Below are 23479 nucleotides of genomic sequence, written 5' to 3'. Positions count from 1 at the left end.
GAAAAAAGGTAAATGAGGTGTTTTTTATAGAAAAGATACCTGTTAAAACGATTAAGAAGATAGAAGAGGATATTGAAAAAAATGATTTAGGAAAAGCTAGGGATAGACTGCACGGGTTAATTTCAACCTATCCTCATGAGTTAGAACTCCGCAGAAGGTTGGGGGATATCTATTTTGCATTAAAAGATCCTTCAATGGCTGGTCGTTACTGGTATTTAGAAAAGAATAAGACATCAGAAATGGAAAAGGCCTGTATTTTGTTTGAAAAGTCTATGGGAAACGATGCTTTCAATATTTCACAAGCTCTAAAATATAAAGGTGATAGAGAATTTTTAAAAAGACTGGAATTGGATCAGGCAAGTTCACTTATACAAAGTAAAGTGATAGAGAATTTGATCGAACAGCCTGAAGAGGCATGGAAAGATAAGTTGTTTGTTTTTGGGTGTTTCTCAATCCTGATACTAACCATTCTCTTTGCATTGGTCGGAGTTTACGCTCTTTTAAACTGGATTTTTTGATCCTAACGAATACGTTATTTAAGATTTAGCTGCCTTCACTGGCAGTTTTTTTTATGGGAATTTAGAGGAAGGTTAGTTCATCAAGGCAAAAATTAGCTTTTACCAAAGAAGCCTTCATTATAATGATATGTCCCTGATTATACCTTCCGCATTCAAATAGGACGCCTCCTTTAATAAAAGGGAATAATTTTTTTATCCTCCCCGTATCTTTTTAAGAAGGAAATCCGTTAATACTATGAAAGGTTTTTTTATGTTCCATTAAAATGAATGGGGGAAAACTATGAGAGTCCTAATATTGGGAGGTACTCGTTTTTTAGGAAAAGCTTTGGTAAAAGAAGGCTTGAAAAGAGGGCACGAAATTACGTTATTCAATCGCGGTACCAATAAAGAAATGTTTCCTGAGGTTGAGCAGCTGATTGGCGATCGAGACAATGATGTGTCCAGTCTAGAAAATCGGAAATGGGATATTGTACTGGATACGTGCGGCTTTGCTCCGCATCACATAAAAAAAATAGCGACTGTACTTGGGGATAGCATCGAACATTATACGTATATCTCAAGCATCTCTCTTTATAAGGATTGGATTCCCGTCAATATTACGGAAGACTATCAGGTACAATCCATGCCGGAGGATAAGTTGAAGGATGTTGAGGAGGGGAAGATTTCTCCCTATGAGTATTACGGTGCGTTGAAAGCATTGTGTGAAGCAGAAGCAGAAAAGCATTGGCCAGGGCGCGTTTTGCATGTAAGAGCAGGGCTGCTTGTGGGAGCGTTTGACTATACGGACCGGCTCCCGTACTGGGTTCAGCGTGTGGCACAAGGTGGAAAAGTATTGGTGCCGGGACGTTCAGATCGTCCTGTTCAATTGATTGACGTAAAGGATGCAGCCACATGGGTGTTCAATATGGCGGAAAGCAGAAAAAAAGGCGCGTTTAATGTAACAGGTCCCCATGATACATTGACAATGAAAGAGCTCTTGAACACTTGTAAAGCGGTCACAAACAGCGATGCCGAATTTGTGTGGGCAGATGAACCGTTTATAGTCGAGCACAAAGTACAGCCGTGGACGGAAATGCCTTTTTGGATTCCTGAAAACTTCCCGTTAGAAGGAGAAGCTGAACCGTGGAAAGGATCCTTTCTCATCAATATCGCAAAATCTCTTAGCGCTGGTCTTACCTTCCGCCCTCTAGAAGATACGGTTCATGATGTGTATCAATGGGAGAAGGCGAGACAGGATACAGACCGAAAAACAGGGATATCAAAAGAAAGAGAGCAAGAGCTGCTGGAGGCTTGGTTCCTGCAAGAGAAAAAGGAGAGAGTGTGAAGGGGCTTCCCCATCTAACTTAAGGAAAATAATGTTCCCTTCGGGGTTATGTTCATGATGATGTTGCCTGAATAAACGTTAGCCGCCATTTTGTTTGGCGGTTTTTTTATTGCCTATAAAGAATATGGTATGATTTGGTTGTGGATAATGTGTAACATTTTACCAATACGGAGAATATCCGACGGGTTCCGAAATTGTCATCCAGATAGAATGATAGACGGCAGGTATGTTTATCGTGGATAGCTTGAAGTGAAAAGGGGGAGTGGAAGATGGCAAGTGAAGGTTCGTTATATAAACATTTACTTCAATTGGAAGAGAAGTTGTTACAACCGGAAATCCGTACATCTCAAACCGAGCTTGAGCAGTTACTTGCAGATGATTTTTTTGAATTTGGCAGTTCCGGTAAAGTCTTGTACAAAGATGGGGGCATTGGGGAAGCAGGAATAGGTGAGGTAAAGATGACCTTGAGTGATTTTGAAACGCATCCATTGTCGGAAGAGATCGTGTTAGCTACCTATCTAGTATTTAATGAAGTTAATGAACGATATTCATTGCGGAGTTCGATTTGGAAATTCACCGATGGAAGCTGGAAAATGCTTTTTCACCAAGGGACAAACACGACTCCTTAGTTTTCGTTTTTACATGCCAAAAGGATCCTTCGATACGAAGTTGACAACCCTATCAGTGGAATATATACTGATGAACATGACGTAAACGTTATGTTTTGAGGAGCGATAGGTGATGGATAAACGCATGCGAATTGGCGAGCTGGCAAGGCGCGCAGGGGTAACGCAACGTACTGTTCGGCACTATGAGAGCATAGGACTCATGCCTCCGGGTGAGCGTGAAGGAACCGGACAGCATTATTATACGGAGGAATCCCTTGAACGTCTCCGGAAAATCGATCAATTAAAGAAATTAGGACTGAGCCTCGATGAAATGCGTGAAGTCGTTCAGCTATATTTTATCGATCCTAGCGGGGTGCAATCAAAGCGGAAAGCTCTTGCCCTCCTTCGTCAGCATCTAGCTGAAACGGATCAGAAACTCAGTGAGTTGGGGCAATTCCGCGGGGAAATTCAGTCGCTTATCGGCCACTTTGAGCGCTGGTTCGAAAAAAGAGAAGGTGAATGACCTTTTCTTGAGCAAAACATAACGTTAACGTATTACGTAATGTTTTTACGATTAAAGGATGATAAGTACAGGGTGGCAGAAGTGCGCGGGAATCAGATGTGTTAGGCGAAGCCAGGCTTCAGCGTTATGCAGTTTCGCGACTTCGTGAGATTTGGCGGCAAAGGTAAAAGCGCAGGTAAAGGACTCTGGGATGGATTTCATTATGAAGAATGTAGGGGGGATTGATTTGAACATTCAAGCAAACGAAAGAGCTATATCGAGAGTGGGACTTGGCTGTGGCCGTATGTCCAATGCCAATTCCGACAGAAATGAAAGCATAGCCACCATTCATGCTGCCCTGGATGCGGGTATCACTCATCTTAACACGGCAGATTTCTATACCAGTGGCCATAACGAAATGCTGATTGGTGAAGTACTCAAGGGCCGAAATAGAGAAAAGGCTTTTTTATCCGTGAAATTTGGAGCTTTAGTGGCTCCTGATGGCAGGATGTATGGTCTGGATGTTAGACCTCAGCATATTAAAAATTACTTAACGTATTCACTTAAACGGTTAGGCGTGGATTATATCGACCTATATCAGCCGGCAAGAATCGACCTGGCGATTCCTGTCGAAGAGACGATAGGCGCGATTTCCGACATGGTCAAGGCTGGGTACGTCAAGCATATCGGGATGACACAGGTGGATGCCGCTACTCTAAAAAAGGCGCATTCCGTTCATCCCATCAGTTTGGCTGAATACCAATATTCGCTGTTTAATCGCGGCATCGAGAAGGATATCGTGCCGGCTGCAAGGGAATTGGGGATTGATGTTGTGGCATTTGGGACACTTGCTCACGGACTGCTTGGCGGTACGATGTCTAAAGACAAGGTGGACCATGGCAATAGCTATATCCCATTATTCCATAAAGGAAATATCGACAAAAACCTTTCCCTTGTTGAAGGCTTACGCGAGCTAGCGGCAGAAAAACAAATGACGGTAGCCCAGCTTGCGCTAGCGTGGGTTTTAACCAAAGGCAAAGATATCATGCCGTTAATTGGTGCAAGAAAAGTAAACCAGCTTCAGGAATCGATGAAGTCGCTGGCTGTTCATCTATCAGAAAGTGATGTCAAAAGAATAGAAGAAGCCATTCCAGTAAGTGCGATTGCCGGTGGCAGTTTTCCGCAGATGCAATTCAAACATGGAATCGTGGTCCCTCAATAAAGGGATAATGGAAGAAGCCTGCACTCAGTTTGTATACTCGAACTAGCGGGTGCAGGTGCCGATGATTGGAGCTGTCTTTGAGACGGCTCTTTCTTTATGGAACGAATGGGGCAGAATGGTTGAACAACCGTATCGGGCATCGAAATGATGATGCAGCGGTATGTATCATGGATGCTGATTGCTTGTTCTCAACAGAAACAGCCTATGATAAATTATAATTACAATAATTTACAAATTTTAATGTTTATTCAGTAGGGAAATAAAATTATGGACGAAACATGATGATTAGGGAGTTGATCGCTCGAATCATACCTAGTGAAAGTCACAGGTATTCATTGCTTGCTGTTGGGAATGAAATTACAGTGGATGTATTAGAGGACAATAACCTAACCAATGTGGGACCTATTATAAACACATCATCTTATGAGTCATTGAATGAGCAATATCCTAAACTTTCCTTAAAGAAAGAACCTGCATTCATTGTGTTCAATAAAGATGACTTGGTATTAAAAACATACGATTATGAAGAACTGATTAATTGTTTACAAAATCCGGAAAAATAATTCTACCCCTCATGGTTAAGATGGGAGAAAAAGGGGACTAGGAATATTTTCCTGAACTTATATTTAAAAACGGACGCGATAGATACGTTCGAAATTGTCTTTAAGACAGGTTTGTGAAAAACAGGATAATCAGAACCAAGAGGTGGAAAGGAATGTATCAATTTCAACACGAGGTCCAAAGAAAAGAAAAGATTGATAGGGTATATCACACTTTATATATCATTTCTTGCTTGGTAAATATAGCTTTAGATTTCGCGAATGGTCATTTTCTTAATGGAATAGTCAGTCTGTTATTTGCAGTCTTTATATTTCACTATGGTTTGCGAAAGAAATACTGGGCGGTACTTTTCATAAAATGTACGGTATGGATTCATATCGTTTTCTTGTTGGTGATGTTTCTGGTGATGAGGATTAAATGATAACGTAAGTAAATGGACTGCTAACAGGTGCATTACCTTTCTAACCATTTGTCCATTTGATGCAGTGAAGGGGTTCTTGGCCATTGATGTGAGGAGTAAGGATCGGAGAAAAAAATTAAAAGCAGGAAGCATGTTAGGTATGGGACATGCCTTTTTTTGTATGAATATGTAAAAGGTGATAATTGTAATTTGAGTATAATCGATAAAAATTTATTGTAAATCAATAAAAAATCCATTAAACTTAAATCAAAAATGTAAAGATACACAAGTGAGGTACTGTTATGAAACAAGTTACGACACTCTTTTTAAAGTTAGCTATCATTTTTATCGGCATTCCTGTTCTTGCCTTGTGCCTATTTTTGGTGCCTAAGATCGGGAATTTTGCTGGAGAATTGTATCCAAATCTCTCTTATCTGAAACCCCTTGTGTTAATCGATATGTATGCGGCAGCAATCCCTTTTTACGTTGCTCTGTTTCAAGCTTTTACGCTTTTACGCTATATTGATAAGAACCAAGCGTTCTCGGACCTCTCGGTGAAGGCTTTAAAGAAGATAAAATACTGTGCCATCACGATCAGTGCCTTGTACCTGCTAGGTATGCCACTCTACTATCTCATGGCGGAAAAAATTGACCCTCCAAGCTTCATGCCAATCGGTTCGATGATCATTTTTGCCTCTATGGTCATCGCCGTTTTTGCTGCTGTTCTTCAACGGCTTTTACAAGAAGCGATCCAGATTAAATCAGAAAATGATTTAACGGTCTAAGGTGAAGGATATGGCAATCATTAAACCTCCTCAACCTGCATACTCTAGCGTTTTTTAAGATAGTTAATGGCTGGCATGTTTTGAGTGATTTTTATTCAAAACATGCCATTTCTATTTTCAAGGTTATTGATGAAACATTTGAAGTCCAAACACATAAACCGACGGTCAATGGATCGCTCCATAGCTCCCGTTACACGTGAAATTGCAATTTGCCGACTCAAGGGAAACAGCCCTTTGTTCGATTTTCTCATATATATCCTGATTTTTGGAGATTTAACCAAGGTTTCAACATACCTATCGATTACAGAGTCGTTTGACATCTCCCCAAATTGGAATACATGGAAGGCTTCAGGAAGGAAGGGTAATTCTTTAATTCAGCAAAGGTTAGTGTTAACATATAGTGAGTAGATCTTCTACATGAAGGAGCCAATTATGAATCCCAATATACTATTGCGTAATAATGTAAAGTTGAAAGGAAATGGTACACGACCAATGATTTTTGCGCCAGGCTTCGGTTGTGATCAAAATGTCTGGCAATCTGTTGCCAAAGACTTCGAAGACGAATACCAAATTATCCTATTTGACTATGTTGGGTCAGGTAATTCCGACTTACAGGCATACAACGTGGAAAGATACAGCTCTCTTGAAGGGTATGCACAAGATGTACTTGATGTTTGTTCCGCATTAGACCTTAAGGATGCTATATTTGTTGGACACTCTGTTGGATGTGTCATCGGCATGCTGGCATCCATTAAACATCCTGAATACTTTTCCAAGCTTGTCCTTGTAGGGCCTTCGCCTTGCTATCTCAACCTTCCTGATGAATATTACGGAGGATTCGAGAAAGAACAGCTTCTTGGATTGATTGATATGATGGAAAAAAATTATATAGGCTGGGCAACCGCCTTTGCGGGAACGGTTATGTCCAATCCCGATCGGCCAGAGCTGAAACAGGAGCTAGAGAAGCGTTTTTGTTCTACTGATCCCCTTATCGCTCGCCAATTTGCAGAGGCTACCTTTTTCGCAGACAACCGTAAGGACTTAGCGAAAGTGAAAGTACCCTCCCTTATCTTGCAATGTTCAGAAGATGTTATTGCTCCGGCAGCCGTAGGTGAATATATTCATAAACATCTTCCAGATAGTACATTGAACATGATGAAAGCAACAGGACACTGTCCGCATATGAGTCATCCCGAGGAGACGATTTTCCTGATCCGTCAGTATTTGGATGATTCTTCGGCAATTGATGTATAGAAAAGGATAGGTGTGAAGTTTTGTGAATGAACAATTGAATGATGCACCTTGCGGATTTTTGACCTTGTCAGAAGAAGATGCTATTTTATCCATTAACCGAACCTTACTTAAAATATTGGGGTATGATCACGAACAATTGGAAGGAAAGCATTTTAACTTCATCCTTTCAGCTTCGGCTATACTTTTTCATCAGCTATATCTGGTTCCTCTGATTAAGCTGGAAAATCACATAGAGGAAATATATATTTCCTTAAAGGCGGCAGATGGTGAAGAGATCCCCGTGTTGCTCAACGCTGTCCGAAGAGTGCGCGTGGGAAGCTCCGTCATCGAGTGTGTGGTGATTCCCATGCGAAAAAGAAACGAATTGGAAAATGAGCTTTTATTGGCGAAAAAAGAGGCCATGACAGCTCTTCATGCTAAGAATGAGGCTTATTCTGATTTGGAGAAAGCTCATGAAATGGTAAAAATGCAAAAAGAAGAACTTATTGAAGTGAATGGGAAAAACGAAAAATACAAAATGGAAACAGAACGAGAAATGGAACTCGCAAAAAAAATCCAAGAGGCGCTATTACCTGTTCCCATCAGTAATGAACATCTTGACATTCAAGCCTATTATAAAGGCGCCAATCAACTATCAGGTGACCTTTATGGATACTACCAAATTGACGATCGCCGGTTTGGGCTTATCCTGCTCGATGTGATGGGGCATGGGCTTTCGTCGGCTTTGATAACCATGTCGCTTCATTCCATATTTCAACGGTTAATTTTAAAAGGTTCCGAAGTCGAGACCGTTATGAAGGAATTAGATGATATTCTTCATTCTCTATTCAGAAACACAAGTGAAACTTCTTATTATTGCACAGGTGTTTACCTTTTAATCGATACGGATAAGAAAGAAATCAGTTATATTAATGCAGGCCATCCTCCCGTGATCTTACAGGATATGAACGGAAAGCAATATCACCTGCAATCCAATCGTCCGCCACTCGGGATGTTCGAGGGGATAAGCTTTAAAACAAATGCCATTACATACAATAAAGACAGTTTCCTGTTCCTTTATACAGATGGAGTGGAAGAACCTATAGGTCCAGACCAATTATGTACTTTAATCAAGAACCATTCGACAGCACCATTATCGACACTTAAACAGGAAATCATAAACTCTCTTAGAGTGGAAGAAAATAATGATTCATATAAAGATGACCAATGCTTCATACTGGTCAAACTGAATTAAGTCAGTGAGAGAGAGACGTGTCATGATATCACTAAATATGGTTGTGCTAGTTGAAGAGTGGAGCTGCCTTAAGGCAGCTTTTTTGGTTCCAATAGTATAGACAAACTCGATGAAATTGACTATATTTTTTATTGCAAACACAACAAAGGTACGGTACATTTTATATATGACTTTTTATTGCATTTGCAACAAAAAAACTAGATGCAAGCCCTAAGTAAAAAAGGGCAACCATGGAAGGGGCAACCTATATCAATGACGATCCATATAAAAAAATGTACATGCGAAGATTTACACACGCTTCAAGACATTAGCTATGAAACCTTCAATGAGACATTTAAGCATCAGAATTCACCGGAAAATATGAATGCTTATTTGGAAAAGGCATTTAATTTAGACCAATTAGAAAAAGAATTATCCGATCTGTCTTCGCAATTCTTCTTTGTTAATGTGGATAATGAGGTCGCTGGGTATTTGAAGGTTAATATTAATGAGGCTCAGTCTGAAAAAATGGGTGACGAATCACTTGAAATTGAGCGGATTTACATAAAGAAAAAATTTCAAAAACATGGTCTTGGCAGAGATCTTCTAAACAAAGCGCTGGAAGTTGCGCTGGAAGGTAATAAAGAGAAGATCTGGCTAGGGGTCTGGGAGAAAAATGAAAATGCGATCGCTTTTTATAAGAAGCTGGGGTTCATCCAAACTGGCGCCCACTCTTTTTATATGGGTGATGAAGAACAAACCGACTTTATTATGACCAAAACAATAGGAAAACATTTTTGAAAAGCGGCATTCATTTCCGCTCATACCAACGAACAGAGCTGCCAGTAAGGCAGCTTTTTATTATGCAGCGAGCGGGGCTGTTTCTACTAATAAGCTTATATCTCCTTTCAAATAAATTTTTTATTGTTGAAAAAATATACGTTTAGTGTAAAATTACACTTAAAAGGAGTGTTTAGGTATAAATGGAAAGAGGAGAGTTCATCCGTTTAATTTCAGAAAAAATGAAGCTTGTTCGAACAGAGCAAAATTTTTCTCAAGATAAGATGTCGGAAATTCTGGGGATTTCGAAAAAAACGTTAGTGCAAATTGAAAAAAGAAGAATGGAAGCCAATTGGACAACCGTTGTGGCATTTTGTGCGTTGTTTAATCATAGCCAATTGTTGATATCGACGATTGGTGATGATCCGGTTGATTTTGTCCGGCTAATCGCAAGCAAAAATGGCGGGACGCCAAAGGAAAAAACAATGGGCGGTAAGATATGGTGGAAGGAAATCGATTATAGAGGGGATTTTCGATTGCAACAAAACTTGATTAGTAACCATTACCGTATATTGGATCAATACGATTATCGCTGGCATAGTTCTTTTGCTAAAGAAGAGAGTATAAGCCGCTTGATTGAACTGCACGAGTTACACACAATCGAGGTGGAGAAAGGGAGAGGATATGAAGAATAAGATTTTCATTACAGTATTGATGATCAGTATCGGGTTTAATTTGTTGTTATTTGGAAGATGGTTTATTTTTGAACATGCGTATGAACCTTCCAAAAGTGAACAGGTTATTTTAAGTGAAATGGTTCAAAAAACGGTTGAGAGTCAAGATTATGAAAAGATTGCAGAAAAAGAGAAAATAATTGCGATAGATACTAGTCTGGATAAAAATGAAGGCGGAGCATTTCCCTACTATTTTGGCGTAAGTGTCCGTACTGACAAGCAGACCTATCTCTTTTCTTGCAATAATGACCAATGCTCAGACATGGAAAATCAAGGCTGGACGTACTCTATCTATCAAAACGAAAGTCCACGGATTCCATTTAAACAATAGAGGGTTATGATGAAACAATCGGTTTTCTTGAAAGTTGAATAGTTGAAATATTGATCTTTTTATCATGGAGGTATCATAAGCACTACATGTTCATTGTTGCGGATCGTTGATACAATAGCTGTGATTCCTGTAGGAGCATACATACTAAACGTGTCTAGAAAGAGGTTGAATTTCAATGAAATCATCGAACGCTATTTTGGGGACTTCCCGATTCAGAAAAATGGTGCCTGCACTATTCCTTTCATGTGCAGCGCTTGTAGGCTGTTCAAATGAAAACGTCCATGATGAGTTAACAGAGCCCGCAAAAAAAGAAACGGCCACGATTCATGACTTTGCCAAGCTTGAAGACAAATTCGATGCTAAGCTTGGCGTCTTTGCGTTGGATACCGGTACAAACCAAACGGTAACCTACCATCCAGATGAGCGTTTTGCTTATACATCTACTCATAAGGCTCTTGCCGTAGGAGCACTTTTACAACAAAAATCCATGGAAGACCTGAATCTAAGGATTACCTATACACGTGAGGATCTGGTCAATTATAATCCGATCACCGAAAAGCATGTTGATACGGGGATGACGCTTAAGGAGCTGTCGGATGCTTCGCTTCGTTACAGTGACAATACTGCTGGAAACCTCATCCTGAAACAACTGGGGGGACCGGCTGGATTTAAAAAAGCACTGAAGGAACTGGGTGATGATGTCACCAGCCCTGAGCGGATCGAGCCAGACCTAAATGAAGTGAATCCTGGTGAAACGCATGATACGAGTACACCAAGGGCACTTGCTGCCAGTCTTCATGCTTATACACTGGGCGATACACTCGAGAGAGAGAAGCGTGAACTTTTCATAGATTGGATGAAGCGAAATACGACGGGAGATGCGCTGATTCGTGCTGGAGTGCCGAAGGGCTGGCAAGTGGCGGATAAGACCGGGGCAGGATCATATGGTACGCGAAATGACATCGCCATCATTTGGCCGGCAAAAGGAGACCCGATCGTTCTTGCCATCCTTTCAAGTCGTGATGAAAAAGATGCTGCGTACAACGACAAGCTTATCGCGGAGGCCACAAAAGAAGTGATGAAGGTCCTTCAGGTCAATAAGTAAGTAGCCTTTTTTAGTTAATATACAGCCTCCGAATGTGGCATTATACAAACCAATTGGCTATTAAGCAAAAGACCCACTTAAGGAGATAGACTCTGTTAAAATGTTAAAAACATGAAGGGAAGAGTGAAGGAAAATGTGTGGAATCCAATTCATCTTAGCCAATACCTATGATGAAGCGAGTAAGGAAGAAGCATATGTGGAGTTTGAGGAGGGAATGCACTCCTACCTTTTAACGAAGGAAAAGGATTCTACGAATGATTTTGGCTTGCTTCTAAATCTTGATATGTATGGGGAAACCATATTATATAAAGATGAAATTCATGAAATGATAGGGATATGTGAGGGCATAATTGATATATACAGTAAAGAGGACAAAGAGCAAGATATTCGGCGTTTTGCTAGAGACTTGAAATCGCTCTGCATGGAAGCCTTACAGCGAAAAAAACATGTATTTGCGATAGGTGATTAGCTTGCTGTATACATTCGGTGACCTCTGATCATTTCAAAACAGATGAGGAAAAATCAACATGAACATGGATATAGGGTTTCTCTTTCTTATTTTCCTATCGATAGCAGGATTGATAGTTTCCATCAGATATACTGAAGATCAAGATAAAGAGAAGACCGAAGTGATAATCGGAGCAGGAATCTTCGGTAATTTGGCTTATCTTTTGATACACTTCCTGCCATTCAAGGTAAGGAAGGTGTTATATAGTATGGTATGTCTTCTATTGGTCCTTGTGTTTTCGATAGGGTTATGGGAGCTATCAAAGGAATAAACATGCAGGTATGAGGTGCTTCTGCTAACGGTTCGAGCTGTCGTTAAGGCAGCTTTTTCGATGGAGCGAAAGGATAGCTCCATCGAAAAAGGCTTTCTGAGTTATTAAGCACATAAGATTGGCATATGTTGAATGAAAGGAGTGTGTTAAACATGCAAGGTTTCCCGCATGATTCTTATCGTGAGATATTGCCGCCTGGGCAATATGCCTATTCAAGTGGTTTTCCCGCCATGATGAAAAATCTATCGCCGACTTATACGATAGCTGCCGAACCTGTGTTTTTAGATCATCTCCTTATGAATGTAGAAAAAACAATTGTCGTCGCAACAACGATTGGACCATTAGAAGGGAAACTAACGGGAGTGGCCATTGACCACATTCAACTTACGGTTGGAAATGTAAATCACCATATCCGCTATCAACACATTGTCTACTACACGGGTAAGCCATAACTGCGTCTAAGGACGCTTTTTTTGCGTGCTGCTGTTCTGAAAACAAAAAAAACGCATAAAAGATTGCGTCAGGGCTAGGTTTGCCGCTTTTGAACAAAGGAATACCATGGACTATTATTGAATAATAAGGAAGCGGCCCTATTGATATAGCTTCACTTCATTCACATGATTTTTATAGAAAGAAGGATTGAAATGGCCTATTGCAAAGTTCGCCAAGCTGAAATTTATTATGAAGATTTCGGGGAAGGTACGCCCATTTTAATGATACATGGTTATTCTCCGGATCATCGATTGATGAGCGGGTGTATGGAACCGATATTCACTGAGAGGCAGGGCTGGCGCCGAATTTATATGGACCTTCCTGGGATGGGATTAACAAAAGGGTATGACGGAATAAGCAGCACCGATGAAATGCTGGATGCTGTTACGGATTTCATTCAAGCTGTAATTCCTGACCAAGCATACGTCATTGCTGGGGAGTCGTACGGGGGCTATCTTGCTAGGGGGCTCATTGAAAAGCAGCAAAAACAAATACTTGGTGCGGCCTTCATATGTCCGGTCATCCTGCCGCTTCCAGAAAACAGAACAGTGGAGAAACATGAAATAATCAAGACAGATCAAAGGCTTATCGACAGTTTAACGAAGGATGAATGGGAAGACTTTAAGAATCATAACATTGTATTGAATGAGTACACCTGGTTACGGTACAACGAAGAAATTCTAAGTGGATGTAAAATGAATGATGAAAAGTTTCTAAACAAGGTTGAACAGAAATATGGGTTTTCTTTTAAGATTGATCAGGCCGATTTCCATAAACCTAGCGTTTTCCTGTTAGGAAGACAAGACGCTACGGTAGGATTTAAGGATGCCCTTGATTTAATCACCAAGTATCCGCGAGGAACCTTCGCTGTCTTGGATACTGCAGGCCATAATCTGCAAATTGAACAACCGCAACTCTTTCATACGCTCATAAATGAATGGCTGGATAGGGTGGAAGCGTTTTATCCTATTTAAGCGTTAGTTACGGTGTAAGGGTGTTGTGCTGGGTAGCTTTTCATCGGGAATATCTTCTCCGATTTGAACAATCTGCTTTATGCAATAGTTGAAAAAGGCTTATTAACTCATCAAGCGGCTCTTGATTTTACGGTTGAATGACCTATACTGCTTCTTCATATTGGGCATATTGTATTCTTAAGCAACATGCAAGGAGCTTGGGCAGCGGAGCGCAGCTTTTAAGCGGGCTATATCGCCGCTGCCTGTACCTTATTGAAAAGTACAATAGATTAATAGAAAGGTGGGCTTGTTACCCATGTCATATCAAGTTCTGACAGATACGGACGTTTTAAGATTGACTAGAATGAAACCCATTATTGAAGCAATTGAGCGCGTTTTTCTTGAACAAGCAAACGCAACCCTTGTTTCACCGCCAAGATTTCAATTGAAGACGGAGAATGGAAGCTTGGTTTTCACTGCCGGTGCGGCAACGACTGAAAACGTTATAGGCTTCCGAGTATATGATACTTACTCAAACGAACACTTGGGCCACGAACAATTGGTATCTGTATTTGATTCAATGACGGGCGTATTCAAAGGCGTTGTCATTGGCAATTTACTTGGTGCAATTCGTACGGGAGCAATCGGAGGAGCTGCCATTCAGGCAATGTCTCGCCCGGATGCCAAACAGCTAGCGATAATAGGAACAGGAATGCAAGCCCGAACTCAGCTGGAAGCAGCCATCGCTGTCCGGGATATTGAACAGGTTCTGGTTTACAGTCGCCATGATGAAAATCGAATAAAGTTTACGGAAGAAATGTCTGAAAAATTCGATTTGGATGTAATACCTGCGGATTCAGCCAAAAAATGTGTCGAGAAGGCGGACATCATCATTTGTGCTACAAATAGCCGTTCACCAGTGATTGATGCGGATTGGATAAAACCAGGAGTACATATCAATACTGTAGGGCCAAAATCAATGAATGGACATGAGCTGCCCATGGAAGCAGCTCGTAAAAGCTCCGTCCTTTCTACCGATTCCCTTGAACAGTTAAGTGCCTACTCAACCCCTCACTTTTTGGCGAATACTCCTTATGCACAGGATATTGTACAGCTTTCGGACATCATAGCTGGAAACAAACCAGGCAGAACGTCAATGAATGATGTTACAGTGTTCTGTTCCGTCGGACTTTCTGGCACGGAAGTAGTCGTTGCACATGAGATTATGAAGATGGCCCAAAATAAAACTTATGAGGGGATGGGATGTACGAATTGAATGATGTAATCGATTTGATTGACTCAAGTAAACCTGGAGTAACAGATTCAGATATAAAATCCGCAGAAGTACGATTGGGCGTTTGTTTTCCAAAACAATACAAAGAGCTTTTTAAACAAACCAATAATGCTCAGATTGCTGAATGGACCTTGTATCCGATAAAAGATAACAAAAATGTAAAGAAAACATGGGATGATATTGTAAGGCAAAATCAAGATGAGAGAGAGGAAGGCATGGCTGCGGATGTACTAACTATTGGTGAAGATGGTACAGGAAACAAGATATGCTTCCGCATTGTTGATAAAGCAATCGATGGCAAAGTGTATATTTGGTATCACGAAACCGCAGAAATGGAGGAATTGGCCGCTAACGTAAAGGAATTTATTGTCTCGCAAGCTTAGATGGATGAAGCTGAATGAATAGCGGGTGTACGGCTGCGCTTTTTTTAGAATGGAGGATAAAAAAGAAATTTGTTTGGAGGTTTTTTTGTGGAGATCCTCATTCCTTTCGTTCTTGTGATTGTTGGGTTATTCATTCTATATACAGTTATTGAAGCAGCAGTAAGAAAGGGAATCAACCGTTCAATCATTGGTCAAATTGTCGAAGAAAAGTATGATATGAAAAAAGATAAAAGGTCATTTCTGGATGATGATTTGGATAATGATGAGTAAATGATCGGAGAGATACCGAGATTAATTCTCTAATGCTCTAGAATGGGGGCAGATACTTATTCTAAGGAGGAAACCAATGGGGTCGGTTCATGAGTTTTATCTTATTGCTAGGACAACTGACACAAAAGATTTTTGGATGTATAAGGAAAGCGGCAATGGTGTCATGGACAGTGCTGTTATAGATGATGATTTAATTCTATACATAATGGACTCATTGGAATGGATCCCGAGTCAGAACCCAGCCAAGCGAGGGAATCCAAGCGGCAGAGGTATTAATTATCATGGAGTCACCCTTTTTGATAGGCAGGCATCCAAAACCCTAATGGGTATTTTTATGTCATGGAAAAACCTATTCAAGAACGCACCGGCGAGCTTCGTACTCCCTGGTGCGTATGTTTATGGCGACAAACAGGAAGGGAACTATGAGAAGCTCGTCTTCAGCCGGGATGAAGTGATTGCACAATTGGATAAGATGATATCAATGTCAGAAGCTTTGGCCAAAGGGGAATGCTATCTGTATCATTGCGGAATATGATACATCATTACGTTGTGCCATTGGGTCAAATAAATAAGAAATGATGAAAAATATAAACCACTGCACGTGGTTTTTTAATCGCGCATGGCTCCGGCTTCACGGGAGGTCATTGCCCCTTGTCCTTCGCGTACATCTTTTTGGATTTGTTGCTTCACTTTTTGTGCATCCGTTCCGGAAAATTCCGGTTTCATAATCTTGTTTGCTTGTTGATTTTGTTTCATAAAAATCCTCCTCATCGCTTAACCGTCTTATTATTCACAAGAAAGCACCTGTTGTATTCATGATATCCCTTTGAGGCATTGACAAATTTTAAGATTAAAACTAGAATTTGGGTAATGTAATGATAGGGCGGTGTGTATTGTGAGCAATATAGGCATTCCAGGCATAATTCTGACATTCCTTTTCGTACTAGTCGTTTTGTTTTTTATAAGAAAGCTAGTATTACCGAAAAAAGAACTCCAGAACAAAGTGGATAAGCTAGAAGAAGAGGTTCGTCGATTAAAAAATCAGAATGAATCATGATCAGGAGCTGATGGGCAGCTCCTTTTCTTTTGCAGCAAACGGGCAAATTACACTTATGGGAGGAATTATCGTCTTGAACAAGATTAAAATGATGTTGGCGATCGTCATCCTTGCTATATCAGCTTATCAGCTACTGACTGAAACATTTGTTATGCCGTCCTTTATGTTGATCGTGGGGGCATTTATGCTGGTAACAGGAATAGTCGAGCTTCAAAAAAATAGAAAAGGCGGTTTTTATGGCTGTGTTGTCGTCTCATTCTTCCTTTTCTTCGTTTCCATACAGGGGTTTTTATTGAACTGATCGAACTGCCTTTAAAGCAGCTTTTTTTCTTGCATCAAGTCTGAAGAAGGGAATATTTTCTTCGTCTAGAATATTCCTATAGAGAACTTTACTCTAGGAGGGTTCATATGGATAAAAGGGTTCAATTTGACTTTGAAATCGTGTTTACGAATGGCGGCGGGCTTCAAGGGCAGGAATTCCGCCTCGATATTGAAGGAGATGACATCACAGACCAAGAGTTGGCCCAGTATATTGTCGAGGATATGAGGTTGCTGATGGTTGGAGACGTTAAGATATTCAATAAAAAAATAATCACTGAAAGGCATAAACGAAAGCCTGCTGATGAAAACTCTGGAAAGTGACCGGCTTTTTCAGCTGACAGGCGGGTTAGCTGAATAGTGGAGCTGTCTTTAAGGCAGCTTTTTCTTATGCTGTCATTCGGGGCAGGCTGTGGAAGTTGCAATAAGGGGGTGGTCTTTTTTGAAAGAAAACATTCCAAATAAAATACATATTATCGGTTCAGTTGGCAGTGGAAAAACAACTCTAGCTAGAGAGCTATCCTCAAAGTTAAATATCCCGCTTTACGAATTGGATAATGTCATTTGGAAAAGGTGTGAATCTGGAGATATTAGAAGAACGGAAGAAGAAAGAGAAGAATATTTCAAGACCCTCATTCGTTCCGAAACATGGATTATAGAAGGGGTTCACAATGAAAAGTGGGTGTCAGATGGTTTTCGAAATGCAGAATTGATCATTTTCTTAGACACAGATTATTCAGTGAGGACCTATCGAATAATAAAAAGATTCATCTTACAAAAGCTAGGATTAGAAAGGTCAAATTATACACCCACATTAAAGATATTCTTTAAAATGTTTAAGTGGAATAGATACTTTGAAGAAGTGGGGAAACCAAATTTCTATAATCAATTTGGAATGTACGATGATAAGATATTGGTTGTGACAAATAAGGACGAAATAAAAAATTACTTTAATTAACAGAGTGGAGCTCTCTTTTAGGGAAGCTCTAGTAGAATCATGTTCTTCATTAAGAGGAAGGTCGATATCCTTTCTAAAACAGTAGAAATAAAAAAAAGACACCCTCCTGTACAGGAGGGTGTCACTGCATATTGCAGCTTACTTGATTTTGTAGCTTGGGCTGACGATTTCTCCGCCTTCGACGATCAAATCTTCTTGTTTTTGTGCTTTTCCTTCAAAGAAGTTGTCCAGAATCGCTTTTGTACCGATTTCGATACGGTGCTGAGCTTCCAGGGTCATGCCGGAGTAGTGGACAGTCATGGCTTGTTTTGGCATGTGTCTCCAAGGATGATCGGCAGGAGCTGGTTGTGGGTACCAAGTGTCACCAGCGTAGCCAGCCAAATGTCCGGATTTCAAGGAATCTACAAGCGCCTCCGTTTCGATGATTTTTCCGCGTGCCGTATTGACGATATAGGCGCCTTTTTTGGTACGACTCAAGACATCGCGGTTGAACAATGTATCCGTTTGCTCGGTCAAAGGAGCGTGGATCGTGATGGCATCACTTGTTTCAACCAATTCATCGAAAGGTACATATTCCACACCCAATTCAGCTTCCAAATCCTCACGACGGTAGGGATCGTTGTAGACCAATTTCACATCAAAGGGGCGCAGACGGGCTGCGACACGCTGTCCAATGCGTCCGAATCCAAAGATGCCGACTGTTTTCCCTTCTAAGTCATGGGCATAAGCACCAACCTTAGGCAGGTTCCACTCACCGTTTACGGCTTGTTCGTGGCCGCCAACAAAGTTACGGAGCAAGATCAGGATTTGCATGACAGCATGTTCAGCAACACTGACAACGTTACTTCCCGTTACTTCAGCAACCGTGATATTCCGTGCTGCACAAGCTTCCAGGTCAAAGTGGTCGGAACCTACGCCAGCCGTAAGAGCCATTTTTAGGTTTGGAGCACGATCAATTTTCTCTTTTGTCAGGTAAGCAGGGTAGAAAGGGCTGCAAATGAAGATGGACATATCCGCCAAATGCGGCTCCAAGGATTCATTTGCATCACTTAGTGTAATGAATTCATGACCTTTGCTTGCAAAATATTCATGAAGATTATAAGCTTTCTCAACGTTAAACAAATAGCCTGGAGATGGTTCTGGCAATTCTACTACTGGTGGTAATACTGCTACAATTTTCATCATGTGTTCCTCCTAGGAATAATGTTAGTTTGATTTTGTTGAAAAGTTACAAATAAAAAACCACCACATTTTGGTTAAGAGGATAGCCTGGGCCAATCCTTTTATCCAAAATGATGGTGGTTAGTTACTAAGCACATACGTACCGTATTCCATCCGCCTGTCATATTGAAAACATATCTTGTGTTCCATCTATGGGTTGTTCAAAAACAAATATAGATACGACTTCATCTTTCTCTAAATCTACATCTGTAATAAGTTTAATGAATTTTGCTCCTACCAGTTGTTCCATATCAGTGGGGGTTAACTCACTGTACAGTTCTTTTATCATGTGTGTACGAGCATGTAAAATCATATTCCGTCCTTCTTCAGACCGTGTGATAAAACTTTCTACCGGACTTAGGCATCCACTCATATGAGCGACAACCCAATTTCTGGTGAAGGTTACCTTGATCTTCTCAGGACCTTTTCCAATCTGTTTCTTTCGATAAGCTCGAATCAAATTGGCGAAATTCTGTTCAAGTTTTTGTAAAGATTCACTCATACAGCTCATCCTCGAGGCTTGTAAATTTATCTGTATTCGTAAGCATATGTCTTACATAAAGAATTATATATCATTCCTATCTAAATGTAAATAGATATAACTAGATATAATTAGATATAATAAGTTAGTAGTTTTTTATGATCTGCATATTTTCAGTGGGAGAAAAGAGTAGGGTGAATACCCATCTTCCCTGAGAAATCTATTCATATTAAATGGAGCGGGCTGCAACAATTGGGTGTAGAACAAGGGGAGTATATAGCATTCGGCAATGATGCGAATGCTATTGCAATGTTTCAGCATGCCATGTACTCAGTCATGATTGGTGAGAATATGCAACTTACCCCCTTTTCCTCTGAAAAACTGTCATTATGTGGAGATACAGAAGACCACATAGTGCAAAGGCTTATGGAATTGGGAGAACTGACCTCTATAAATAAGCCTGTAAACGTTTAAAAGCAATCTAAGCCCAAGAAGGTAGGTGAAAGTTTGTTTAGCTAAAGGCGATTTTTTCATATACGAATAAGTGTAAATATCAGAATAATGAAACTACATCTGATTCATATCAAGTGTAACGCTGCTATATTCATATGTAGATGTACTATAATATTAAAAGATTTTAATGAAAAATACATAGGGGGTTGAGGGATGTTTGTGTTGCTGTTTTCTAGTATTTTACTAGGTCTTTCGATTGCATTGCCGATTGGAACTATTTCAATTGAAATGATTAAACAAGGTTTGAAAAATGGTTTTATGCACGGCTGGAGTGTAGGTCTTGGAGGTATGACCATTGATTTAATCTTGATTATTTTATTGTTCGTTGGATTAGCACCAATTTTAACTATTCCATTTATTCAAGTGCCTTTGTGGATAATAGGTGCCATTGTCTTATTTCATATCGGATATGACAGCATCAAAAACGCCGATCACGAAATCACACTGGTAGGTGAAAAATCGGCAAAATCATTAAAATCTTCGTACAAAAATGGACTGCTTGTGGCCATATCTCCTGCGAACTTAGTTTTTTGGGTAAGTATTTTTGGAACAATCCTGTCAAACTCATTTGATTCGTCAAATATTTTTAATTTCTTCATTGTAAGTGTAGGTATTATCATAGGTATTCTCATACATGATATAGGGTTAATGGCGATTGTTACAGGTGCTAGAAAATTCTTGAAACCAACATACATTAAACGGGCGTCCATCGTTGCTGGACTGGTTTTAATCGGATTCGGTTGTTATTTTTTATATAAATTTATTAATAGTATCCCAATGATAATGTAAATGATATCATTTCGTGTCATGGAAGATAACGAGTAGGGATAGGAATTTGATAACATATGTAAAACGAAAAATTATTTTAGATGCTGATGTTAATATATTTAACGCTGATCCTTTAAAAGCATTAGTGTTTTTGTAGAACAAGGGAAGAAATAGCCTTCAGTCAAGGTTATATTCTTCCCTTTTTCAGTATTGAAGAATTCATGAAAAGAATGAAATGAGCACTATCAGCAGGATGGAGACAAGTAAGAATATATAACCGATTGGGTTTCCGAAGTTTATGGACCAGCCTACCCCGAACCGTTTTTCGACGAAGATGGAAGGGTCATTTTTGTTCACGTAAAAGATCCCTGCCTTCCAGTACTGGTCGTCGTCGACAAAGGCGGTTTCCATCGCTTCCTCGTCTTCGACCGTTACCTTAATCCGAGAGCCGCCTTGACCGACCCTGAAGGCATAGATGGCGGTCACGATTAGCATGATTAAAAGGAAGCCGAGCGGCATTGCTGCCATAAAAGCGGCATTCCCCATTCCGCCTTGAATAATCACCAGTTGTATGAAGCCGAACAGAATGGTGATCAGGACAGTCGTCAAAAACAAAAACCAGCTTGAATATTTACGGAATGCCAGTTGCTGGATTTGCGAAGCTTTCTTTTTGGCAGAAGTCAGCTTGATGCCCGAGCGTTTGGTCATCACATTTATTCCGAACATCATTCCCTGGATGACCAATAGAATGAGCAAAAGGGAGATGGTGGAAAAAGGCGTTTTTCGACTGAACGCGTCCGGTTGGCCAGCTATATCCCAATGAGTGGGAATCATGGCGGGCAGCTGACTGTATTGGCTTGCTGTATAAACGAGCAGGCCCGCTGTAATGAGCGCGGGGAGGGCAAACATATAGGACGGAAGCATTTCATCTTTTGCATGGCTTGCGAGATCAGCTATCCGAACTTGTTTTAATCCTGCACCCCACTTATGGGTGCGTTTCAATTTCGTTGTTTTTACATGGAAATAAAGATACATGATCATGCTTAGAAAAAGGACGCCAAACTGGATGGCTAAACCGGCAAAAACGACTTGATCCTCGGAAAGTGTCCGGTTCTTTGCCCAGAGCAAATAGACAGTCAATGCAAGGGTACCGGTAATAAGTATCGTTGCTGAATAGAAGCGTTTATAAGAAGAAAGCGCTCGTTCCTTCATATGTTGTTCCGGAATTGTCACGCCAAATGCAATCGAACGCTTCAATAAGAATGGAATGGCGGCTTGCAGCAAGATGATGAAAGCCAGTGTAATAAGAAAAATCGATAATGACATAGGTCTTATTCCTCCTTCATATCAGAAAGTATGGATGAAGCAAGGTGCTGGATTTCCTTCGCAGTCATGCCCAGTACGATTGCCTCGGCAATAATCGGCTTCAGTTCCTCGACGATCCTCAGACGATGTTCATCGGAAATGCCATCTCGAATGGAGGGGTTAATTACGGCTCCGGACTTCGGTACGATGCGGATGATGCCTTTGCTTTCAAGCTCATGGTAAGACTTGTTGACCGTGTGCATATTAACTCCAAGGTCAGACGCCAACGATCTGACGGAAGGCAATACATCGCCCCCTTTTAGTTGGCCACGTGCAATCAGTTCAATCAGCTGATTGGAAAGCTGCGTATAAATGGGGATATCGGATGAGGTTTCGATTTGGATAAGCATAAGTACCTCCTGACTGTTCTAATCATAGTATAACACATTGTTGTTCTATATGGTGTATAACAAATTTCCGGCAGGTTACTGCGGGTTTGTTTTCATTTAGGTGGATGACATCAGTGTGTTAGCTACCGTTTCTTTATGCAATGTGAAGTCTTTTGTAGTGCAATGATGGGTTAATTATCCAAAAAATGTTGATTTGTGCTAGAATTTAAGAAACCAACTTGTAAAAGGAGCTTGTCGTGCGAAAGACATTTCTTATTGTTTCTTATTTGCTCTTCCTCGTTCCACTGCTATTCATAGTGAATTTTCTGTTTGATATAGTTCCACTCGAAAAGGTGCATGGGCTGCCTATATTTTTTCCTTTGGTGATTTGTCCCATCGGTCTTTTCTTCGCCTTAAAAGCACAAATATTCACAAGGATGTTATGACGTTTGGTTCTATTATTGTAAATGTATGCTTATTCCTATTTCCTTTTGCATATATGATGTTAGGAACAATGATAGTTGGTGTTTGAATGATTGATTAGATCCATTTCTAACGTTGATAGCCAGAATACATTTCAAAAGTCAAAGCGAGGAATCAGTTATGAGAAATATGCTGTATAAGGCAGAATATATTCCAATGTTGGTAGGGTGCTTGGAAGGGATATTGCTCATGATAGGGATATCCAGTAGGCTTTTTCCGATGAGAGAAGCAGCCTCTTTTTTTCTAATGTTGGTGTTTCTTTTTGTGTTAAGTTCCGATATCAAAACAGGTGCTTTCAAGAAGAAAGGAACCCAATTCCCGTTTAAATATTTTGTTTGGATTTGCCTATTTTCTTTAGTATGCATTAGCTAAATCCTATCTTGGATGGTTCTATTCCTTTATTTGAATGAATGGTTGCTTACGGAAACAAAAACATCCCTGAACCGCACTTTCCATGTGATCCGGGGGTGTTTTTTAG

31 protein-coding genes are annotated in these 23479 nt (G+C 40.3%); 26 read left to right on the top strand and 5 right to left on the bottom strand.

Annotated features, from left to right (window positions below):
* Nucleotides 1–26 precede the first annotated feature (26 nt).
* The 21 genes from QNI08_RS10725 (at nt 27) to QNI08_RS10625 (ending at nt 16043) form a co-directional block, all read left to right on the top strand.
* Complete coding sequence (locus QNI08_RS10725; RefSeq protein WP_285767510.1) at nt 27–518, top strand: DUF6584 family protein; 492 nt, start codon at nt 27–29, stop codon at nt 516–518.
* Between the two features lie 280 nt (nt 519–798).
* Complete coding sequence (locus QNI08_RS10720; protein WP_285767411.1) at nt 799–1842, top strand: SDR family oxidoreductase; 1044 nt, start codon at nt 799–801, stop codon at nt 1840–1842.
* Between the two features lie 269 nt (nt 1843–2111).
* Nucleotides 2112–2471: a nuclear transport factor 2 family protein gene (locus tag QNI08_RS10715; protein WP_285767410.1), complete on the top strand. Its 360-nt coding sequence runs from the start codon at nt 2112–2114 to the stop codon at nt 2469–2471.
* A 112-nt stretch (nt 2472–2583) separates the two neighbouring features.
* On the top strand, nt 2584–2973 hold the full coding sequence (locus tag QNI08_RS10710; RefSeq protein ID WP_285767409.1) for a MerR family transcriptional regulator: 390 nt from the start codon (nt 2584–2586) through the stop codon (nt 2971–2973).
* A gap of 202 nt (nt 2974–3175) precedes the next feature.
* Complete coding sequence (locus tag QNI08_RS10705) at nt 3176–4174, top strand: aldo/keto reductase (protein ID WP_285767408.1); 999 nt, start codon at nt 3176–3178, stop codon at nt 4172–4174.
* A 65-nt stretch (nt 4175–4239) separates the two neighbouring features.
* Nucleotides 4240–4392 (top strand): hypothetical protein, encoded by a 153-nt coding sequence (locus QNI08_RS10700; RefSeq protein WP_285767407.1) that lies wholly within the window; start codon nt 4240–4242, stop codon nt 4390–4392.
* A gap of 1045 nt (nt 4393–5437) precedes the next feature.
* Nucleotides 5438–5920 carry a DUF2975 domain-containing protein gene (locus tag QNI08_RS10695; RefSeq protein WP_285767406.1) on the top strand — a complete coding sequence of 161 codons (483 nt, stop codon included), beginning with the start codon at nt 5438–5440 and terminating at the stop codon, nt 5918–5920.
* A 432-nt stretch (nt 5921–6352) separates the two neighbouring features.
* A complete protein-coding gene (locus QNI08_RS10690; protein WP_285767405.1) occupies nt 6353–7174 on the top strand; it encodes an alpha/beta fold hydrolase in 822 nt (273 codons plus the stop codon).
* 22 nt (nt 7175–7196) lie between these two features.
* Entirely contained in the window at nt 7197–8408 is a 1212-nt protein-coding gene (locus QNI08_RS10685; RefSeq protein ID WP_285767404.1) for a PP2C family protein-serine/threonine phosphatase, read from the top strand.
* A gap of 252 nt (nt 8409–8660) precedes the next feature.
* On the top strand, nt 8661–9188 hold the full coding sequence (paiA, locus tag QNI08_RS10680; RefSeq protein ID WP_285767403.1) for a spermidine/spermine N(1)-acetyltransferase: 528 nt from the start codon (nt 8661–8663) through the stop codon (nt 9186–9188).
* A gap of 182 nt (nt 9189–9370) precedes the next feature.
* A complete protein-coding gene (locus QNI08_RS10675; RefSeq protein ID WP_285767402.1) occupies nt 9371–9862 on the top strand; it encodes a helix-turn-helix transcriptional regulator in 492 nt (163 codons plus the stop codon).
* On the top strand, nt 9852–10232 hold the full coding sequence (locus QNI08_RS10670) for a hypothetical protein (RefSeq protein ID WP_285767401.1): 381 nt from the start codon (nt 9852–9854) through the stop codon (nt 10230–10232). The genes QNI08_RS10675 and QNI08_RS10670 overlap by 11 nt, the downstream gene beginning before the upstream one ends.
* Before the next feature lie 175 nt (nt 10233–10407).
* On the top strand, nt 10408–11337 hold the full coding sequence (gene bla, locus QNI08_RS10665) for a class A beta-lactamase (RefSeq protein WP_285767400.1): 930 nt from the start codon (nt 10408–10410) through the stop codon (nt 11335–11337).
* Nucleotides 11338–11470: 133 nt separating this feature from the next.
* On the top strand, nt 11471–11806 hold the full coding sequence (locus tag QNI08_RS10660; RefSeq protein WP_285767399.1) for a hypothetical protein: 336 nt from the start codon (nt 11471–11473) through the stop codon (nt 11804–11806).
* Nucleotides 11807–11864: 58 nt separating this feature from the next.
* A complete protein-coding gene (locus QNI08_RS10655; protein WP_285767398.1) occupies nt 11865–12116 on the top strand; it encodes a hypothetical protein in 252 nt (83 codons plus the stop codon).
* A 152-nt stretch (nt 12117–12268) separates the two neighbouring features.
* Nucleotides 12269–12568 (top strand): DUF2642 domain-containing protein, encoded by a 300-nt coding sequence (locus QNI08_RS10650; RefSeq protein WP_285767397.1) that lies wholly within the window; start codon nt 12269–12271, stop codon nt 12566–12568.
* Between the two features lie 192 nt (nt 12569–12760).
* Nucleotides 12761–13582 (top strand): alpha/beta fold hydrolase, encoded by an 822-nt coding sequence (locus QNI08_RS10645; RefSeq protein WP_285767396.1) that lies wholly within the window; start codon nt 12761–12763, stop codon nt 13580–13582.
* Nucleotides 13583–13877: 295 nt separating this feature from the next.
* The gene (locus QNI08_RS10640; RefSeq protein ID WP_285767395.1) at nt 13878–14837 is read left to right on the top strand and encodes an ornithine cyclodeaminase family protein; all 960 of its coding nucleotides are present in this window, start codon (nt 13878–13880) and stop codon (nt 14835–14837) included.
* Complete coding sequence (locus tag QNI08_RS10635; protein WP_285767509.1) at nt 14834–15238, top strand: SMI1/KNR4 family protein; 405 nt, start codon at nt 14834–14836, stop codon at nt 15236–15238. Before QNI08_RS10640 ends, QNI08_RS10635 begins: the two co-directional genes overlap by 4 nt.
* Before the next feature lie 87 nt (nt 15239–15325).
* Complete coding sequence (locus QNI08_RS10630) at nt 15326–15508, top strand: hypothetical protein (RefSeq protein WP_285767394.1); 183 nt, start codon at nt 15326–15328, stop codon at nt 15506–15508.
* Between the two features lie 76 nt (nt 15509–15584).
* The gene (locus QNI08_RS10625; RefSeq protein WP_285767393.1) at nt 15585–16043 is read left to right on the top strand and encodes a hypothetical protein; all 459 of its coding nucleotides are present in this window, start codon (nt 15585–15587) and stop codon (nt 16041–16043) included.
* Nucleotides 16044–16117: 74 nt separating this feature from the next.
* Here the strand turns inward: QNI08_RS10625 and QNI08_RS10620 are convergent, their stop codons facing one another.
* Nucleotides 16118–16264 (bottom strand): hypothetical protein, encoded by a 147-nt coding sequence (locus tag QNI08_RS10620; RefSeq protein ID WP_285767392.1) that lies wholly within the window; start codon nt 16262–16264, stop codon nt 16118–16120.
* A gap of 374 nt (nt 16265–16638) precedes the next feature.
* Between QNI08_RS10620 and QNI08_RS10615 the strand changes: the two genes are divergently transcribed.
* From QNI08_RS10615 to QNI08_RS10605, 3 genes are all read left to right on the top strand, one after another.
* Nucleotides 16639–16866 (top strand): DUF3953 domain-containing protein, encoded by a 228-nt coding sequence (locus QNI08_RS10615; RefSeq protein WP_285767391.1) that lies wholly within the window; start codon nt 16639–16641, stop codon nt 16864–16866.
* A 107-nt stretch (nt 16867–16973) separates the two neighbouring features.
* A complete protein-coding gene (locus QNI08_RS10610; protein ID WP_285767390.1) occupies nt 16974–17207 on the top strand; it encodes a cyclase in 234 nt (77 codons plus the stop codon).
* Between the two features lie 118 nt (nt 17208–17325).
* Nucleotides 17326–17841: an AAA family ATPase gene (locus QNI08_RS10605; RefSeq protein WP_285767389.1), complete on the top strand. Its 516-nt coding sequence runs from the start codon at nt 17326–17328 to the stop codon at nt 17839–17841.
* Nucleotides 17842–17979: 138 nt separating this feature from the next.
* Here the strand turns inward: QNI08_RS10605 and QNI08_RS10600 are convergent, their stop codons facing one another.
* Together QNI08_RS10600 and QNI08_RS10595 are read right to left on the bottom strand one after the other, a co-directional pair.
* Nucleotides 17980–19023: an NAD-dependent formate dehydrogenase gene (locus QNI08_RS10600; RefSeq protein ID WP_285767508.1), complete on the bottom strand. Its 1044-nt coding sequence runs from the start codon at nt 19021–19023 to the stop codon at nt 17980–17982.
* A gap of 160 nt (nt 19024–19183) precedes the next feature.
* Nucleotides 19184–19564 (bottom strand): Na-translocating system protein MpsC family protein, encoded by a 381-nt coding sequence (locus QNI08_RS10595; RefSeq protein WP_285767388.1) that lies wholly within the window; start codon nt 19562–19564, stop codon nt 19184–19186.
* Between the two features lie 231 nt (nt 19565–19795).
* Between QNI08_RS10595 and QNI08_RS10590 the strand changes: the two genes are divergently transcribed.
* Both QNI08_RS10590 and QNI08_RS10585 read left to right on the top strand, forming a co-directional pair.
* Nucleotides 19796–20017 carry a hypothetical protein gene (locus tag QNI08_RS10590; protein WP_285767387.1) on the top strand — a complete coding sequence of 74 codons (222 nt, stop codon included), beginning with the start codon at nt 19796–19798 and terminating at the stop codon, nt 20015–20017.
* 192 nt (nt 20018–20209) lie between these two features.
* Nucleotides 20210–20845, top strand: coding sequence for a LysE family translocator (locus QNI08_RS10585; protein WP_285767386.1), 636 nt, complete (start codon nt 20210–20212; stop codon nt 20843–20845).
* A 198-nt stretch (nt 20846–21043) separates the two neighbouring features.
* On the opposite strand, the gene QNI08_RS10580 is transcribed toward QNI08_RS10585, so the two are convergent.
* Nucleotides 21044–22150 (bottom strand): DUF1648 domain-containing protein, encoded by a 1107-nt coding sequence (locus tag QNI08_RS10580; protein WP_285767385.1) that lies wholly within the window; start codon nt 22148–22150, stop codon nt 21044–21046.
* 5 nt (nt 22151–22155) lie between these two features.
* Nucleotides 22156–22539, bottom strand: a complete 384-nt coding sequence (locus tag QNI08_RS10575; protein WP_285767384.1) for a GntR family transcriptional regulator — start codon at nt 22537–22539, stop codon at nt 22156–22158.
* Between the last annotated feature and the right edge of the window lie 940 nt (nt 22540–23479).

This window comes from Peribacillus folii, assembly GCF_030271255.1.
Lineage (GTDB): Bacteria > Bacillota > Bacilli > Bacillales > DSM-1321 > Peribacillus.
This window is presented reverse-complemented; position numbering and strand designations above follow the sequence as displayed.

What these genes read in the sequence shown, in the direction of transcription:
- QNI08_RS10640 (WP_285767395.1), top strand. Translation starts at nt 13,878, where the DNA reads ATGTCATATCAAGTTCTGACAGATACGGACGTTTTAAGATTGACTAGA.
- QNI08_RS10580 (WP_285767385.1), bottom strand. Translation starts at nt 22,150, where the DNA reads ATGTCATTATCGATTTTTCTTATTACACTGGCTTTCATCATCTTGCTG.
- bla (WP_285767400.1), top strand. Translation starts at nt 10,408, where the DNA reads ATGAAATCATCGAACGCTATTTTGGGGACTTCCCGATTCAGAAAAATG.
- QNI08_RS10645 (WP_285767396.1), top strand. Translation starts at nt 12,761, where the DNA reads ATGGCCTATTGCAAAGTTCGCCAAGCTGAAATTTATTATGAAGATTTC.
- QNI08_RS10675 (WP_285767402.1), top strand. Translation starts at nt 9,371, where the DNA reads ATGGAAAGAGGAGAGTTCATCCGTTTAATTTCAGAAAAAATGAAGCTT.
- QNI08_RS10595 (WP_285767388.1), bottom strand. Translation starts at nt 19,564, where the DNA reads ATGAGTGAATCTTTACAAAAACTTGAACAGAATTTCGCCAATTTGATT.
- QNI08_RS10715 (WP_285767410.1), top strand. Translation starts at nt 2,112, where the DNA reads ATGGCAAGTGAAGGTTCGTTATATAAACATTTACTTCAATTGGAAGAG.
- QNI08_RS10705 (WP_285767408.1), top strand. Translation starts at nt 3,176, where the DNA reads ATGAAGAATGTAGGGGGGATTGATTTGAACATTCAAGCAAACGAAAGA.
- QNI08_RS10610 (WP_285767390.1), top strand. Translation starts at nt 16,974, where the DNA reads ATGGATAAAAGGGTTCAATTTGACTTTGAAATCGTGTTTACGAATGGC.
- QNI08_RS10670 (WP_285767401.1), top strand. Translation starts at nt 9,852, where the DNA reads ATGAAGAATAAGATTTTCATTACAGTATTGATGATCAGTATCGGGTTT.
- paiA (WP_285767403.1), top strand. Translation starts at nt 8,661, where the DNA reads ATGACGATCCATATAAAAAAATGTACATGCGAAGATTTACACACGCTT.
- QNI08_RS10655 (WP_285767398.1), top strand. Translation starts at nt 11,865, where the DNA reads ATGAACATGGATATAGGGTTTCTCTTTCTTATTTTCCTATCGATAGCA.
- QNI08_RS10660 (WP_285767399.1), top strand. Translation starts at nt 11,471, where the DNA reads ATGTGTGGAATCCAATTCATCTTAGCCAATACCTATGATGAAGCGAGT.
- QNI08_RS10690 (WP_285767405.1), top strand. Translation starts at nt 6,353, where the DNA reads ATGAATCCCAATATACTATTGCGTAATAATGTAAAGTTGAAAGGAAAT.
- QNI08_RS10585 (WP_285767386.1), top strand. Translation starts at nt 20,210, where the DNA reads ATGTTTGTGTTGCTGTTTTCTAGTATTTTACTAGGTCTTTCGATTGCA.
- QNI08_RS10625 (WP_285767393.1), top strand. Translation starts at nt 15,585, where the DNA reads ATGGGGTCGGTTCATGAGTTTTATCTTATTGCTAGGACAACTGACACA.
- QNI08_RS10695 (WP_285767406.1), top strand. Translation starts at nt 5,438, where the DNA reads ATGAAACAAGTTACGACACTCTTTTTAAAGTTAGCTATCATTTTTATC.
- QNI08_RS10720 (WP_285767411.1), top strand. Translation starts at nt 799, where the DNA reads ATGAGAGTCCTAATATTGGGAGGTACTCGTTTTTTAGGAAAAGCTTTG.
- QNI08_RS10575 (WP_285767384.1), bottom strand. Translation starts at nt 22,539, where the DNA reads ATGCTTATCCAAATCGAAACCTCATCCGATATCCCCATTTATACGCAG.
- QNI08_RS10710 (WP_285767409.1), top strand. Translation starts at nt 2,584, where the DNA reads ATGGATAAACGCATGCGAATTGGCGAGCTGGCAAGGCGCGCAGGGGTA.
- QNI08_RS10600 (WP_285767508.1), bottom strand. Translation starts at nt 19,023, where the DNA reads ATGAAAATTGTAGCAGTATTACCACCAGTAGTAGAATTGCCAGAACCA.
- QNI08_RS10620 (WP_285767392.1), bottom strand. Translation starts at nt 16,264, where the DNA reads ATGAAACAAAATCAACAAGCAAACAAGATTATGAAACCGGAATTTTCC.
- QNI08_RS10650 (WP_285767397.1), top strand. Translation starts at nt 12,269, where the DNA reads ATGCAAGGTTTCCCGCATGATTCTTATCGTGAGATATTGCCGCCTGGG.